The 13,925-nt window shown below is 56.7% G+C and carries 14 protein-coding genes; 7 read left to right on the top strand and 7 right to left on the bottom strand.

What is annotated here, in order from left to right; all coding sequences use genetic code 11:
- Positions 1-10: 10 nt before the first annotated feature.
- Positions 11-1,384: an envelope stress sensor histidine kinase CpxA gene (cpxA, locus tag C2U54_RS04245; RefSeq protein WP_103177523.1), complete on the bottom strand. Its 1,374-nt coding sequence runs from the start codon at positions 1,382-1,384 to the stop codon at positions 11-13.
- Positions 1,381-2,079 carry an envelope stress response regulator transcription factor CpxR gene (gene cpxR, locus C2U54_RS04240; protein ID WP_039032144.1) on the bottom strand — a complete coding sequence of 233 codons (699 nt, stop codon included), beginning with the start codon at positions 2,077-2,079 and terminating at the stop codon, positions 1,381-1,383. The genes cpxA and cpxR overlap by 4 nt, the downstream gene beginning before the upstream one ends.
- Before the next feature lie 150 nt (positions 2,080-2,229).
- Between cpxR and cpxP the strand changes: the two genes are divergently transcribed.
- The 6 genes from cpxP to C2U54_RS04205 all read left to right on the top strand — a co-directional run bounded on the left by cpxP (position 2,230) and on the right by C2U54_RS04205 (position 8,363).
- Complete coding sequence (gene cpxP / locus C2U54_RS04235; protein ID WP_103177522.1) at positions 2,230-2,730, top strand: cell-envelope stress modulator CpxP; 501 nt, start codon at positions 2,230-2,232, stop codon at positions 2,728-2,730.
- A 153-nt stretch (positions 2,731-2,883) separates the two neighbouring features.
- Positions 2,884-3,789, top strand: a complete 906-nt coding sequence (fieF, locus tag C2U54_RS04225; protein WP_103177521.1) for a CDF family cation-efflux transporter FieF — start codon at positions 2,884-2,886, stop codon at positions 3,787-3,789.
- 175 nt (positions 3,790-3,964) lie between these two features.
- Positions 3,965-4,927 (top strand): 6-phosphofructokinase, encoded by a 963-nt coding sequence (gene pfkA, locus C2U54_RS04220; RefSeq protein ID WP_103177520.1) that lies wholly within the window; start codon positions 3,965-3,967, stop codon positions 4,925-4,927.
- 213 nt (positions 4,928-5,140) lie between these two features.
- Positions 5,141-6,130 (top strand): sulfate ABC transporter substrate-binding protein, encoded by a 990-nt coding sequence (locus tag C2U54_RS04215; RefSeq protein WP_103177519.1) that lies wholly within the window; start codon positions 5,141-5,143, stop codon positions 6,128-6,130.
- Between the two features lie 111 nt (positions 6,131-6,241).
- Positions 6,242-7,000, top strand: coding sequence for a CDP-diacylglycerol diphosphatase (locus C2U54_RS04210; RefSeq protein WP_103177518.1), 759 nt, complete (start codon positions 6,242-6,244; stop codon positions 6,998-7,000).
- Between the two features lie 58 nt (positions 7,001-7,058).
- Positions 7,059-8,363 carry an SLC13 family permease gene (locus tag C2U54_RS04205; RefSeq protein WP_103177517.1) on the top strand — a complete coding sequence of 435 codons (1,305 nt, stop codon included), beginning with the start codon at positions 7,059-7,061 and terminating at the stop codon, positions 8,361-8,363.
- A gap of 81 nt (positions 8,364-8,444) precedes the next feature.
- Here the strand turns inward: C2U54_RS04205 and tpiA are convergent, their stop codons facing one another.
- Both tpiA and C2U54_RS04195 read right to left on the bottom strand, forming a co-directional pair.
- Complete coding sequence (gene tpiA, locus C2U54_RS04200; protein ID WP_103177516.1) at positions 8,445-9,212, bottom strand: triose-phosphate isomerase; 768 nt, start codon at positions 9,210-9,212, stop codon at positions 8,445-8,447.
- A gap of 110 nt (positions 9,213-9,322) precedes the next feature.
- The gene (locus C2U54_RS04195; protein ID WP_103177515.1) at positions 9,323-9,919 is read right to left on the bottom strand and encodes a DUF1454 family protein; all 597 of its coding nucleotides are present in this window, start codon (positions 9,917-9,919) and stop codon (positions 9,323-9,325) included.
- A 113-nt stretch (positions 9,920-10,032) separates the two neighbouring features.
- Between C2U54_RS04195 and C2U54_RS04190 the strand changes: the two genes are divergently transcribed.
- Complete coding sequence (locus tag C2U54_RS04190; protein WP_103177514.1) at positions 10,033-10,452, top strand: DUF805 domain-containing protein; 420 nt, start codon at positions 10,033-10,035, stop codon at positions 10,450-10,452.
- Here C2U54_RS04190 and fpr read toward each other — a convergent pair whose 3' ends face one another.
- The 3 genes from fpr to glpK all read right to left on the bottom strand — a co-directional run bounded on the left by fpr (position 10,453) and on the right by glpK (position 13,914).
- Positions 10,453-11,199, bottom strand: coding sequence for a ferredoxin--NADP(+) reductase (gene fpr, locus C2U54_RS04185; RefSeq protein ID WP_103177513.1), 747 nt, complete (start codon positions 11,197-11,199; stop codon positions 10,453-10,455).
- A gap of 96 nt (positions 11,200-11,295) precedes the next feature.
- Positions 11,296-12,306: a class II fructose-bisphosphatase gene (gene glpX / locus C2U54_RS04180; RefSeq protein ID WP_103177512.1), complete on the bottom strand. Its 1,011-nt coding sequence runs from the start codon at positions 12,304-12,306 to the stop codon at positions 11,296-11,298.
- A gap of 96 nt (positions 12,307-12,402) precedes the next feature.
- Positions 12,403-13,914, bottom strand: a complete 1,512-nt coding sequence (gene glpK / locus C2U54_RS04175) for a glycerol kinase GlpK (RefSeq protein ID WP_103177511.1) — start codon at positions 13,912-13,914, stop codon at positions 12,403-12,405.
- Between the last annotated feature and the right edge of the window lie 11 nt (positions 13,915-13,925).

The raw sequence follows: 13,925 nt of genomic DNA, 5'->3' as shown, positions 1-13,925 counted from the left end.
CAGGCGACAACTACGAACGTTTATACAACGGCAGCCAGAGGGTTAAACGCAATCCACCCAGCGGGCTGTCGTCCGCTTTCACCCAGCCGCGATGCTGCTGAATGGCGGTTTCGACAATCGCCAGACCCAGTCCGGTGCCGCCAGATTCACGGTCGCGGGCTTCGTCAGTACGGTAGAACGGACGGAAAATCTGCTCGCGATCTTCCGGGCTGACGCCAGGACCATCGTCATCCACGTTAATAGTGATGCCGTCTTTATCCACCGAGAACGCCACCTCGATTTTGGTATGCGAGTAGCGCAGGGCGTTACGGACGATATTCTCCAGCGCGCTTTCCAGCGCATTCGGGTTACCGTACAGCGGCCACGGGCCCGGCGGGAAATTAACGGTGAACGATTTACCCATCTGCTCCGCTTCGAAGGCGGCGTTATCTAGCACTTCGCCCCAGAGGTGGTTAGCCTTCATCGTTTCGCTGACCAGCGCGTTTTTCTGCTGATTGCGTGACATCACCAGCAGGTCGTTGATCATGCTGTCCAGACGGTGGGCTTCTGTTTCGATACGCTCCAGCTCCTTGCTCTCACCACTGCGGCGGCGCAGCAGGGCGGTGCCCAGCTGCAGGCGCGTCAGCGGGGTACGCAGCTCGTGCGAGATATCAGAGAGCAGACGCTGCTGGGTCGTCATCATCCGCTCCAGCGCCGTCACCATCTGGTTGAAGCTGGCCCCTGCCGCCAGGAACTCCTGCGGCCCGGCTTCCAGTTCCGGGTGCTGTCGCAGGTTGCCCTGCGCCACTTCATCCGCGGCGTTTTTCAGTTTGCGCGCCGGCTTCGCCAGGCTCCATGCGAGCCACAACAACAGCGGTGAACTCACCAGCATGGTGACAATCAGCAGTAGCAGCGGGCGGTCAAACAGCAGGTTGATAAAGTCGGACTGGGAGCTGCTCGCCGGGCGGATCAGGTAGAGCTGGTAATTATCCTCCCCGTCATTGACGGAGAACGGCCCCACCATCTCCACCCGACCATATTTTTTCTTTTGCGGGTGATCGGCGTTATCCGCCTGGCCAATGAAGTTACGGATGATCTGCATTTCATTGCGGTCCGCACCAATCACGCGACCTTCGCTGGTCACCAGCAGCAGGCGTTGTCCGGGAGGCGCCCATTTTTCGATAGCGCGAAACAGCCTGCGCCACCACATCAAATCATTGGGCGGATCGGTGGCCAGCTCTGCTTCTACGTGTTGCTCGATCATCACACCCTGACGTTGCTCGCTGTCGAGGAGCTCCGTCATCTGGCGTGAGTCGAGTTTTGGCAACATCAATACCAGCATTAAAACCAGTGCCAGCGTCAGCCAGAAAATGGCGAAGATGCGGGCGGTTAAGCTACCTATCATGAAGCGGAAACCATCAGATAGCCGCGTCCACGCAGGGTTTTAAACCACGGGTGACCATCTTTGCGCTCCGGCAGCTTACGGCGCAGGTTCGAGATGTGCATATCGATGGCGCGGTCGAACGGCGTCAGGCGTTTACCCAACACTTCCTGGCTCAGATGTTCACGCGACACCACCTGGCCCAGATGCTGCGCCAGCAGATAAAGCAGGGTGAATTCGGTGCCGGTCAGCTCCAGCGCCTGGCCGTCAAAGCTCGCTTCCTGGCGGCCTGGATTGAGGCTCAGGGAGTCGACTTCCAGCGTCGGTGAACCGTTGTCGGTGTTTTGCTGCTGCTCGCTCCAGTGGGAACGGCGCAGGATCGCCCGAATACGCGCCACCAGCTCGCGGTCGTTAAACGGTTTTGGCAGATAGTCATCAGCGCCCAGCTCAAGGCCGAGTACGCGGTCAAGTTCGCTGCCGCGCGCGGTCAGCATAATAACGGGGGTCTGGTGTGTCTGGCGCAGCTCTTTAAGGGTGTCGATACCGTTTTTCTTCGGCATCATGACGTCGAGCAAAAGCAAGTCGATGCTATCGTCGAGTAGACTCAGCGCCTGCTCCCCATCATGGGCAACCGACACGTCAAAGCCTTCCATGTCGAGCAACTCCTTTAAAAGGGATGTCAGCTCTCGGTCATCATCAACTAACAGGATTTTATTCATTGTTTAAATACCTCCGAGGCAGAAATTACGTCATCAAGGCTATCTAATCCATGACTTTACGTTGTTTTACACCCCCTGACGCATGTTTGCAGCCTGAATCGTAGACTGTCTCTCGTTGAATCGCGACACGAAAGATTTTGGGAGTAAGTGATGCGCATAGTTACCGCTGCCGTCATGGCCTCAACGCTGGCGTTTAGTGCATTTAGCCAGGCTGCTGGAGCTATCACCGGCGATAACCGTTCCTCAGCAGAGGGCATTGCGCAGCAAAACGGCCAGGGCCACATGTTTGACGGCATAAGTTTAACCGAACATCAGCGTCAACAGATGCGAGATCTGATGCAGCGGGCTCGTCATGACCAGCCCCCTGTTAATGTTAGCGAAATGGAGACAATGCACCGCCTTGTCACCGCAGAAAATTTTGACGAAAACGCTGTGCGCGCTCAGGCAAACAAAATGGCGCAGGAACAGGTTGCCCGCCAGGTCGAAATGGCCCGGGTCCGCAACCAGATGTTTCACCTGCTAACGCCAGAGCAGCAAGCGGTTTTGAACCAGAAACACCAGCAACGTATGGACCAGTTGCGCGAGGTTGCCCGGATGCAGAAGAACGCTGAATCGACGCTTTTTAGTAGCAACACCCGTAGTAACCAGTAAACCCTGTTTTCCTTGCCATAGACACCATCCCTGTCTTCCCCCACATGATGTGGGGGTTTTTTTTGCCCATCATTAAAATGCGTTAACCGTTTATTCATCTTATTGACTCCTCCGCATCCGTTATACTAGCGGCATAGCGTGACAGGAGTGTTTATGAATCAATCCTATGGACGGCTGGTGAGCCGGGCGGCAATCGCCGCGACGGTCATGGCGTCGTGCCTGTTAGTCATTAAAATCTTCGCGTGGTGGTATACCGGTTCGGTCAGTATTCTGGCGGCGCTGGTGGACTCCCTTGTGGATATTGCCGCCTCGGTGACGAACCTGTGGGTGGTGCGTTACTCGTTACAGCCGGCGGACGAAGAGCATACCTTTGGTCATGGCAAAGCGGAGTCGCTGGCGGCGCTGGCGCAAAGCATGTTTATTTCCGGTTCGGCGCTGTTCCTCTTTTTGACTGGCATTCAGCACCTGTATACCCCGTCGCCGATGAAAGATCCCGGCGTCGGCGTGGTCGTTACCGTTATTGCACTTATAAGCACATTAATTCTGGTAACGTTCCAGCGCTGGGTGGTGCGTAAAACGCAGAGCCAGGCGGTACGGGCGGATATGCTTCATTATCAGTCTGATGTTATGATGAACGGTGCGATTCTTATTGCGCTCGGTCTGGCCTGGTATGGCTGGCACCGGGCCGATGCGTTATTTGCGTTAGGGATTGGATTCTATATTTTATACAGTGCGTTGCGTATGGGGTACGATGCAGTGCAATCCCTGCTCGATCGCGCACTGCCAGACGCAGAACGGCATGAAATCTTTGAAATTGTGACCTCCTGGCCCGGTGTCAGCGGCGCTCACGATCTTCGCACGCGGCAGTCAGGGCCGACCCGCTTTATTCAGATTCATTTAGAAATGGAAGATAACCTGCCGCTCGTTCAGGCCCATCTGGTGGCGGAACAGGTTGAGCAGGCGATTTTGCAGCGTTTCCCGGGGTCAGATGTCATTATTCACCAGGATCCCTGCTCAGTCGTACCTAAGCCAGGTAATGGACATTTTGAGCTTTCGTAATTCGTTGTAAAAAAGTGAACCGGGGCAGCATTTTGTGGAAAAATAACCGCCATTTGGTCTGACCTGAATCAATTCAGCGGGAAGTGATTGATATACTATTTGCACTATTCGTTGGTCGATAGGACGTCTTCCGGCAACAGATTTCATTTTTGCATTCCTAAGTTCAGAGGTAGTCATGATTAAGAAAATCGGTGTGTTGACAAGCGGCGGTGATGCGCCCGGCATGAACGCAGCAATTCGTGGTGTAGTGCGCGCAGCGTTGACGGAAGGTCTGGAAGTTTTTGGTATCTATGACGGTTATCTGGGCCTGTATGAAGATCGCATGGTGCAGCTCGACCGCTACAGCGTGTCCGACATGATTAACCGTGGCGGTACCTTCCTGGGCTCCGCGCGTTTCCCGGAATTCCGCGATGAGCGCATCCGTGAAGTGGCTATCGAGAACATGAAAAAACGCGGCCTGGACGCGCTGGTTGTTATCGGCGGTGACGGTTCCTACATGGGGGCAAAACGCCTGACCGAAATGGGCTTCCCATGCATCGGTCTGCCAGGCACCATCGACAACGACATCAAAGGTACCGACTACACCATCGGTTACTTCACTGCGCTGGGCACCGTGGTAGAGGCGATTGACCGTCTGCGCGACACCTCTTCTTCTCACCAGCGTATCTCCATCGTCGAAGTGATGGGCCGCTACTGTGGCGACCTGACCCTGGCGGCGGCGATTGCCGGCGGCTGTGAGTTTATCGTGGTGCCGGAAGTGGAATTCAGCCGTGAAGATCTGGTTAACGAGATCAAAGCCGGTATCGCTAAAGGTAAAAAACACGCCATCGTAGCCATCACCGAGCACATCTGTGACGTTGACGAGCTGGCGAAGTACATTGAAGCCGAAACCAAACGCGAAACCCGCGCGACCGTTCTCGGTCACATCCAGCGTGGCGGCTCTCCGGGTCCTTACGACCGTATCCTGGCATCCCGTATGGGCGCTTACGCGATTGAACTGCTGCAGCAGGGCTTTGGCGGTCGTTGCGTCGGTATTCAGAACGAAAAACTGGTTCACCATGACATCATCGACGCTATTGAAAACATGAAGCGTCCGTTCAAAGGTGACTGGCTGGAGTGCGCGAAAAAGCTGTACTGATCGGCGGCTGTTGCCCGGTGGCGCTGTGCTGACCGGGCCTACAAAAGCATGGTTCGTGGGCCGGGTAAGGCGTAGCTGCCACCCGGCTTTTTTGTGCGCTCACACCCTCTTTTTATTCCCCTGTGTTATAGCCAATCTTTTTTTATTCTTTAATCATTGGTTCGCTTTCTGGCACCCTGCACTCATCAAACACAACATTAAGAGAGTTGGGCGATGAATAAATGGGGCGTGGGTTTAACGTTATTGCTGGCATCGACCAGCGTTCTGGCAAAGGATATTCAGCTACTGAACGTGTCTTACGATCCGACGCGTGAACTGTACGAGCAGTACAACAAAGCGTTTGCCGCACACTGGAAACAGGAAACCGGCGATAACGTCGTGATCCGCCAGTCCCACGGTGGCTCCGGCAAGCAGGCGACCTCGGTGATTAACGGCATTGAAGCCGACGTCGTGACCCTGGCGCTGGCGTATGACGTGGACGCCATCGCGGAACGCGGCCGTATCGATAAAAACTGGATCAAACGCCTGCCGGATAACTCCGCGCCGTATACCTCCACCATCGTTTTCCTGGTTCGCAAAGGTAACCCGAAACAGATCCATGACTGGAACGATCTGGTTAAGCCGGGCGTATCGGTCATCACTCCAAACCCAAAAAGCTCTGGCGGCGCACGCTGGAACTACCTGGCAGCCTGGGGTTACGCCCTGCACCAGAACAATGGCGATCAGGCTAAAGCGCAGGATTTCGTGAAAGCGCTGTTTAAAAACGTCGAAGTGCTGGATTCCGGCGCACGCGGCGCAACCAACACCTTCGTTGAACGCGGCATTGGTGACGTGCTGATTGCCTGGGAAAACGAAGCGCTGCTGGCGGCGAACGAGCTGGGTAAAGACAAATTTGAAATTGTCACCCCAAGCGAATCCATTCTGGCTGAGCCAACCGTCTCTGTGGTCGATAAAGTGGCGGATAAGAAAGGCACCCAGGCCGTGGCGGAAGCCTACCTGAAATACCTTTACTCCCCGGAAGGCCAGGAGATTGCCGCGAAGAATTTCTACCGGCCACGTGATGAGGCGGTGGCGAAAAAATATGAGAACACATTCCCGAAACTGAAGCTCTTCACTATCGATGAGGTCTTCGGCGGCTGGACGAAAGCGCAGAAAGATCACTTCTCGAATGGCGGCACCTTCGATCAGATCAGCAAGCGTTAAGCATTTTTTTGAAGAACGACACGGGACCCGGTGTGAGAAATCCACCGGTTTTTTTATTTGGTCACTTTTATGCGTTACTCTTTGGCGTCAGGTGGATACAGGGAATGCGCTGTGAAAAAAATAATCGTGTTGGTACTGGTTGTGATTGCGCTCGCGGCAGGTGGCGGGTTCTGGCTGAAAGCGGGTAACCCAAACGCGCTGCGGCATATCGTTCTCGACCAGTGTGTGCCTGGTCAGATGCAGAACCGTAACCCGGCGCCCTGTGCGCTGGTAAAAACGGATGCGGGATATGTGGTGTTTAAAGATCGCAACGGGCCGCTGCAATATCTGCTGATGCCCACGTACCGCATCAACGGTACCGAAAGCCCGCTCCTGACCGAGGCTCATACGCCCAATTTCTTCTGGCTGGCGTGGCAGTCGCGCCACTTTATGAGCATGAAGCGGGGGAGCAACGTGCCCGACAGTGCAGTTTCACTGACCATCAACTCCCCGACCGGCCGCACGCAAAACCATTTTCATATCCATATCTCCTGCCTGCGCCCGGACGTGCGCGAGAAGCTCAATGTTAGTCAGGGGCAAATCAGCACCCAGTGGCTGCCGTTCCCCGGTGGGCTGGAGGGGCATGAATACCTGGCGCGTCGGGTGACGGAAGCGGAGCTGGTGAAACGCAGCCCGTTTATGATGCTGGCAGAAGAGCTGCCGGAAGCGCGCGACCATATGGGGCGTTTTGCGCTGGCGATGGCGCAGCAGGCGGACGGATCGTTTGTATTACTGGCAACGGCGCGCAATTTGCTGGCGCTTAACCGCGCTTCTGCTGAGGAATTGCAGGATCATCAATGCACTATCCTGAATGAACCCCACCATAAATAGCGTTTACTCGCCCTGCCTGTCGCCGTAGACTTGCTGAAAAATTCTACAGGAGACAGGCATGTCGCTCTGGTTCACTCACCCGCTGTTTCTGCCCTCGCTGATTATCGTCGTCACCATCATCCTGTGGGCCACCTCGCTGTTGCCGGAATTCCTCACTGCGCTGCTGTTCTTTACCGCGGCGATGATCGCGCGTATCGCCCCGCCGGAGGTGATTTTTGGCGGTTTTGCCTCGTCAGCGTTCTGGCTGGTGTTCAGCGGATTTGTGCTGGGGGTGGCGATCCGCAAAACCGGGCTGGCGGACAGGGCGGCGCGGGCGCTGTCGGCCAGGCTGACCGACTCCTGGCCGCTGATGGTGGCAAGCGTAGTGCTGCTCACCTATGCGCTGGCGTTTGTGATGCCCTCCAATATGGGGCGTATTGCGCTGCTGATGCCCATCGTGGCGGCGATGGCGAAGCGGGCGGGCATTGCCGACGGCTCCCGGGCGTGGTTCGGCCTGGCGCTGGCGGTGGGGTTTGGCACCTTCCAGCTTTCGGCCACCATCCTTCCGGCCAACGTTCCTAACCTGGTGATGAGCGGGGCGGCGGAAGGCTCTTACGGCATCCATCTTAACTATGTTCCGTACCTGCTGCTGCATACTCCGGTGCTGGGTATTCTCAAGGGTCTGGTCCTGATCGGCCTGATCTGCTGGCTGTTCCCCGGCGCGCCAAAACCGGTGAAGGATTTGACCCCGCCAGAGCCGATGGGCCGCGACGAAAAGCGCCTCGCCTGGCTGCTGGCGGTGGTGCTGGTGATGTGGGTAACCGAAAGCTGGCACGGCATTGGACCGGCATGGACCGGGCTTGCGGCGTCGATTGTGGTGATGCTGCCGCGGGTTGGCTTTATCACCGGGGATGAATTCTCGGCGGGGGTGAATATGCGCACCTGTATTTATGTGGCGGGTATTCTCGGGCTGGCGATCACCGTGACGCAAACCGGTATTGGCAGTGCCGTGGGCGAGGCACTGATGCGGGTAATGCCCCTGGATGCCGATGCGCCGTTCACCAGTTTCCTGGCCCTGACCGGCATCACCACCGCCCTGAATTTCATTATGACCGCCAACGGCGTACCGGCGCTGTATACCACCCTGGCGCAAAGCTTCTCGGACGCCACCGGCTTTCCGCTGCTGTCGGTGATTATGATTCAGGTGCTGGGGTATTCCACGCCGCTGCTGCCGTATCAGGCGTCGCCGATTGTGGTGGCGATGGGGCTGGGAAGAGTGCCTGCGCGGGCGGGGATGCTGCTCTGTCTGGCGCTGGCGGTGGCAACCTATCTGGTGCTATTGCCGCTGGATTATCTGTGGTTTAGCCTGCTGGGACGGCTGTAAAAAAGCCCGGTAGCGCTGGCGCTTACCGGGCCTGGAGTATCGTAGGGCGGGTCAGCGAAGCGCCACCCGCCACAGATGCTCTTACGCCTGTTTCGCTGCTTCTGCTGCTTTAACGATCACCGCGAAAGCGTCTGCTTTCAGGGATGCGCCGCCAACCAGCGCGCCGTCGATGTCCGGCTGGGTGAACAGTTCTGCTGCGTTAGATGCGTTTACGGAACCGCCGTACTGGATGATCACTTGCTCAGCAACTTTCGCGTCTGCTTTCGCAATGTGGTCACGGATGAATTTGTGAACGGCCTGAGCCTGTGCTGGGGTGGCAGATTTGCCGGTACCGATCGCCCATACTGGCTCGTAAGCAATGACCGCACCTTCGAACGCGCTTGCGCCCTGAGTGGTCAGGACTGCGTCGATCTGACGTGCACAGACTTCTTCGGTTTTGCCCGCTTCGTTTTCTGCTTCGGTTTCACCGATGCACAGAACCGGGATCAGACCCTGCTCTTTCAGCACAGCGAATTTCTTGGCGATGAACTCGTCGGACTCTTTGTGGTAGGTACGACGCTCAGAGTGGCCGATGATGATGTATTTTGCGCCGATATCTTTCAGCATTTCAGCGGAGGTTTCACCGGTGAACGCGCCAGACAGGTTAACGTCAACGTTCTGGGCACCCAGAACGATGTGGCTGCCGTCAGCCGCTTTCTTAGCCATATCCAGGTACATATCCGGCGGAGCGATAGCAACAGCACAGCCAGTCACACCAGCCAGCTCTTTACGCAGGTTAGCTACCAGCTCGTTTACCATGTGGCGGCTGCCGTTCAGTTTCCAGTTACCCATCACTAAAGGATGTCGCATTTCAATTCTCCACGCTCAAGAGCGAATTAAGGAATATGGCCGCCCAACAGGGCAGCATGGTCTGTGAATCAGTATAGAGATTTTCCCTCGAAAGGCTTTGCTTTTTGTCATTAATTCGACCCGCCGAGTGCCTCAGATAGCGCCAGCTTAATCGGTTCAACAGCGAAGGTCAGCCCCTTTTCGCCGTTATCTGCCACGACATAGCGAACCGCGCCTTCCGTTTCGGCGTAATAGCGCTTGTTTTTACCAGCTGTGAGGAGCTTTTGCAGCTTTTGCTGGCTTTGGGCTTTGGTCAGGGCAGGGGTAAAGGCGCGTAAAATGGCGCTCATATACTCCAGCGCTTTAGCTTTGGCGGCTTTCTGCTCCGGCCCCTGAATCGGCAGCCAGGTAATCTGCATACTCTTGATTTTGAGGGTTCCGCGCTCAAGCGCCGTCGAGGCGTACAAATTCTCATTAATTTTGCTGGCAGCCCGGGTCAGGTTCGGGGTGTCGCGGGTGCCATCAATGGAGCGAAACTCATTGAGCGGCAGCTTTGGATTATCCTGATTGAAAGCTTCACGGAACAGGCTGATAGACTGATCAAAGGTCGGCGCGCCCGGCATCACATAGGGTGCGGTAGCCGATACGGAAGTCTCAGCAGCATGCAGAGGTGCGCTTGCACCCAACAGTGTTAAACCCAGCCAAATAAGGTGAAACCACATCTTCATCAATAAAGTCTCTGAATGTTACTGCCCACGATTAAAACGGGATCCGGCTGGCTTGTCAAAAGGAGGCGACTCCAGGGTAAACTACGCGCCGCGATGACTTTTAGGAACCTGACATGACCATACAGCAGTGGTTGTTTTCATTCAAAGGGCGTATTGGACGCCGTGATTTCTGGATCTGGATTGGCGTATGGATTGTCGCCATGCTGGCTCTGTTTATTTCTGCCAATAACGCCTGGCTGAGCACCCAGACGGCGGCCTTCGCGCTGGTGTCGCTGCTGTGGCCGACCGCGGCGGTGTTAGTAAAACGGCTGCACGATCGTGGGCGTTCAGGGTTGTGGGCGCTACTGGTGATACTGGCGTGGATGCTGCTGGCCGGCAACTGGTCGATGCTGCCCTCCATGCTGCCGTGGGTAGTGGGCAGGCTGATCCCTACCATTATTTTTGTGATGATCATTGTCGACCTGGGCGCGTTTGTGGGCACCCAGGGCGAGAATAAATATGGTAAAGATACGATCGACGTAAAGTACCGCTAATTACCAGTAGTGTTCTGCGGTCATATGGCCCGGCCGACGGCGTAAATGCTTGGTCATTTGCCGGGTCTCTTTCAGGAGCTGTTGGGTATCACGCACCATTTGCGGGTTGCCACACAGCATCACGTGGCTGGTGTCGGCCTCCATCTTCAGACCCACGGCGGCTTCCAGCTCGCCATTTTCAATCAGGGCCGGTACGCGCCCGTGGAGTGACCCCGGCACCGTTTCACGGCTCACTACCGTCTGGATTTTCACTTTCCCTTCATAACGCTTCTGCAGTTCCTGCATCAGCGGCAGGTAGCTCAGGTCTGCGGCGTAGCGCGCGGCATGCACGAGAACGATATTTTTAAAGCGATCCAGGTCCTGCCCGTATTGCAGGATCGACAGGTAAGGGCCGATGGCGGTACCGGTTGCCAGCATCCACAGCGTTTCGCAGTCTGGCACTTCATCCAGCACGAAGAAGCCTGCGGCTTCGCTGACAATCTGGATCTCATCGTCGGGTTTCAGTGCCGCCAGGCGCGGGCTGAGTTTGCCATCGGGAACGGTGACAAGGTAGAACTCGAGATCCGGGTTATCCGGCGCGTTGACATAGGAGTAGGCGCGCTGCACGCGTTCGCCGTCGATCTCCAGCCCCAGCTTGGCAAATTGCCCGGCCGTGAAAGGCTGGATGGGCGCATGTACGGTGAGGCTAAATAGCGCATCGGTCCAGAACTCTACCTTTTTGACTTTACCTGTTACCCAGTCTGCCATGATGTTCTCCTGTACTGATCTCGGGTTCTATCTTCCTTACCTGAGAGGGAGATTTCCAGCCCAGGCGGGCCGGAAAGCTCTATTGATCAAACGGTTTTACAGAATGTGGGTCTGCACGTCCGGATCTTTACGGTCGAGATAGTGAATCGACTGGATGCGGCGAATGGTGCGTGATTTACCGCGGATCAGCAGCGTTTCGGTGGTTGCCATATTGCCTTTGCGGCTGATGCCGTCCAGTAGATCGCCTTTGGTGATGCCGGTCGCCGAGAAGATAACGTTATCGCTGCGCGCCATATCATCCAGACGCAGCACGGTATTGGCTGCAATCCCCATCGCCGCGCAGCGGGCCAGCTCCTGCTCACCGATGCGGCGGTTCTCTTCGCTATCGCCTTTTACGTCATGACGGGCCAGCAGACGGCCATGCATATCGCCGTCGAGGGCGCGGATCACCGCGGCAGAAACCACCCCCTCCGGTGCGCCGCCGATACCGTACAGCACGTCGACTTCGCTGTCCGGCATGCAGGTGAGGATGGAGGCCGCCACGTCGCCATCGGGGATAGCAAAGACGCGCACGCCTAACTGCTGCATCTGGGCGATGACCGCATCGTGACGCGGTTTCGCCAGAATGGTGACCGTCAGTTCGCCAAGGGGCTTATTAAGCGCGGCGGCGATATTACGCAGGTTTTCCGCCAGCGGCAGATTGAGGTCGATGACCCCTTTTGCGCCTGGGCCGACAATCAGCTTCTCCATATACATATCGGGCGCGTTGAGGAAGGTGCCTTTATCGCCCACCGCCAGTACTGCCAGGGCGTTAGCCTGGCCCATGGCCGTCATGCGGGTGCCTTCAATGGGGTCTACCGCGATATCCACCGCATCGCCGTTACCGGTACCGACTTTTTCACCGATGAATAGCATGGGGGCTTCGTCGATCTCACCTTCACCAATCACGATGGTGCCATCGATGTTGACCTGGTTAAGCATGATGCGCATGGCATGGACGGCTGCGCCGTCAGCAGTATTTTTATCACCACGGCCAAGCCACTTGTAGCCTGCCAGAGCGGCGGCCTCGGTTACGCGGGAAAACTCGATAGCAAGTTCACGTTTCATCAGATACTCGTGCAATCAAAAGGAATTGCACGAAGTTTATCACAGAGTGGGAGAGGCGGTTTGGACCCCTCACCCCGACGGGGTGAGGGGGAGGTATTATGACTCGTCGTGCTCTTCCCAGGCCAGCGCGCGTTTCACGGCTTTTTTCCAGCCGCTATAACGGTAGTTACGCTCGGTGGTTTCGATACCCGGACGGAATTCGCGCTCGATGACCGCTTTCTCCTGCAGTTCGTCCAGGTTCTGCCAGAAGCCAACCGCCAGGCCGGCAAGATAGGCCGCACCCAGCGCCGTCACTTCACGCACTTCCGGGCGTTCCACGCGGGTACCCAGAATGTCGGACTGGAACTGCATCAGGAAGTTGTTTGCCACTGCGCCGCCATCCACGCGCAGGGCGTGCAGACGAATGCCGGAGTCAGCCTGCATCGCTTCCAGCACGTCACGGGTCTGATAGGCAATCGACTCCAGCGTGGCGCGGATGATGTGGTTAGAGTTTACCCCACGCGTCAGGCCGAAAATCGCCCCGCGGGCATAGGGATCCCAGTAGGGCGCGCCCAGCCCGGTAAAGGCCGGCACGACGTACACGCCGTTGGTGTCTTTCACCTTGGTGGCGAAATACTCCGAGTCGAAGGCGTCGCTGATAAGCTTCATCTCATCGCGCAGCCACTGGATAGAGGCTCCGGCCATAAACACTGCGCCTTCAAGCGCGTAATTCACCTCGCCGCGCGGGCCGCAGGCGATAGTCGTCAGCAGGCCATGCTCCGATTTCACTGCCTTCTCGCCGGTGTTCATCAGCATAAAGCAGCCGGTGCCGTAGGTATTTTTCGCCATCCCTTCTTTCACGCACAGCTGGCCAAACAGCGCCGCCTGCTGGTCACCGGCGATCCCGGCGATTGGAATACGGGTGCCGCCTTTACCGCCGATGTTGGTCTGACCGTACACTTCAGACGACTTACGTACCTGCGGCAGCATGGCGCGCGGGATGTCCAGCGCGTCCAGCATTTTGTCATCCCAGTCCAGATCGTGGATGTTGAACAGCATGGTGCGCGAGGCGTTGGTGTAGTCGGTGACGTGGACGCGCCCCTGGGTCATCTTCCAGATAAGCCAGGTGTCCACGGTGCCGAACAGCAGTTCACCGCGTTTGGCACGCTCACGAGAGCCTTCGACGTGGTCGAGGATCCATTTTACCTTGGTGCCGGAGAAGTAGGGGTCCACCACCAGGCCAGTGGCGCTACGCACGTACTCTTCCATGCCGTCGCGCTTGAGCTTCTCGCAGATGTCCGCTGTGCGGCGGCACTGCCAGACGATGGCGTTGTAAATCGGTTTACCGGTTTCGCGTTCCCAGACGATGGCCGTTTCACGCTGGTTGGTGATGCCAATTGCCGCAATCTGATCGGAACTGATATCGGCTTTCGCCAGCACTTCAACCAGCGTCGAGCTTTGCGAGGCCCAGATCTCCATCGGGTCGTGTTCAACCCAGCCTGGACGAGGATAGATTTGCTCGAATTCGCGCTGCGATACGCTGACGATGTTCGCGTCATGATCCATAACGACAGCGCGGGAGCTGGTCGTGCCCTGGTCGAGCGCAACGATATATTTTTTGTCGGTCATAGTTGTGGTCC

Origin of the sequence: Leclercia sp. LSNIH1, assembly GCF_002902985.1 — a bacterium.
Lineage (GTDB): Bacteria > Pseudomonadota > Gammaproteobacteria > Enterobacterales > Enterobacteriaceae > Enterobacter.
This window is presented reverse-complemented; position numbering and strand designations above follow the sequence as displayed.

Bases quoted from the DNA above. Each gene is read 5' to 3' on its own strand.
- cpxA (WP_103177523.1), bottom strand. From the start codon at position 1,384: ATGATAGGTAGCTTAACCGCCCGCATCTTCGCCATTTTCTGGCTGACG.
- cpxR (WP_039032144.1), bottom strand. From the start codon at position 2,079: ATGAATAAAATCCTGTTAGTTGATGATGACCGAGAGCTGACATCCCTT.
- cpxP (WP_103177522.1), top strand. From the start codon at position 2,230: ATGCGCATAGTTACCGCTGCCGTCATGGCCTCAACGCTGGCGTTTAGT.
- fieF (WP_103177521.1), top strand. From the start codon at position 2,884: ATGAATCAATCCTATGGACGGCTGGTGAGCCGGGCGGCAATCGCCGCG.
- pfkA (WP_103177520.1), top strand. From the start codon at position 3,965: ATGATTAAGAAAATCGGTGTGTTGACAAGCGGCGGTGATGCGCCCGGC.
- C2U54_RS04215 (WP_103177519.1), top strand. From the start codon at position 5,141: ATGAATAAATGGGGCGTGGGTTTAACGTTATTGCTGGCATCGACCAGC.
- C2U54_RS04205 (WP_103177517.1), top strand. From the start codon at position 7,059: ATGTCGCTCTGGTTCACTCACCCGCTGTTTCTGCCCTCGCTGATTATC.
- tpiA (WP_103177516.1), bottom strand. From the start codon at position 9,212: ATGCGACATCCTTTAGTGATGGGTAACTGGAAACTGAACGGCAGCCGC.
- C2U54_RS04195 (WP_103177515.1), bottom strand. From the start codon at position 9,919: ATGAAGATGTGGTTTCACCTTATTTGGCTGGGTTTAACACTGTTGGGT.
- C2U54_RS04190 (WP_103177514.1), top strand. From the start codon at position 10,033: ATGACCATACAGCAGTGGTTGTTTTCATTCAAAGGGCGTATTGGACGC.
- fpr (WP_103177513.1), bottom strand. From the start codon at position 11,199: ATGGCAGACTGGGTAACAGGTAAAGTCAAAAAGGTAGAGTTCTGGACC.
- glpX (WP_103177512.1), bottom strand. From the start codon at position 12,306: ATGAAACGTGAACTTGCTATCGAGTTTTCCCGCGTAACCGAGGCCGCC.
- glpK (WP_103177511.1), bottom strand. From the start codon at position 13,914: ATGACCGACAAAAAATATATCGTTGCGCTCGACCAGGGCACGACCAGC.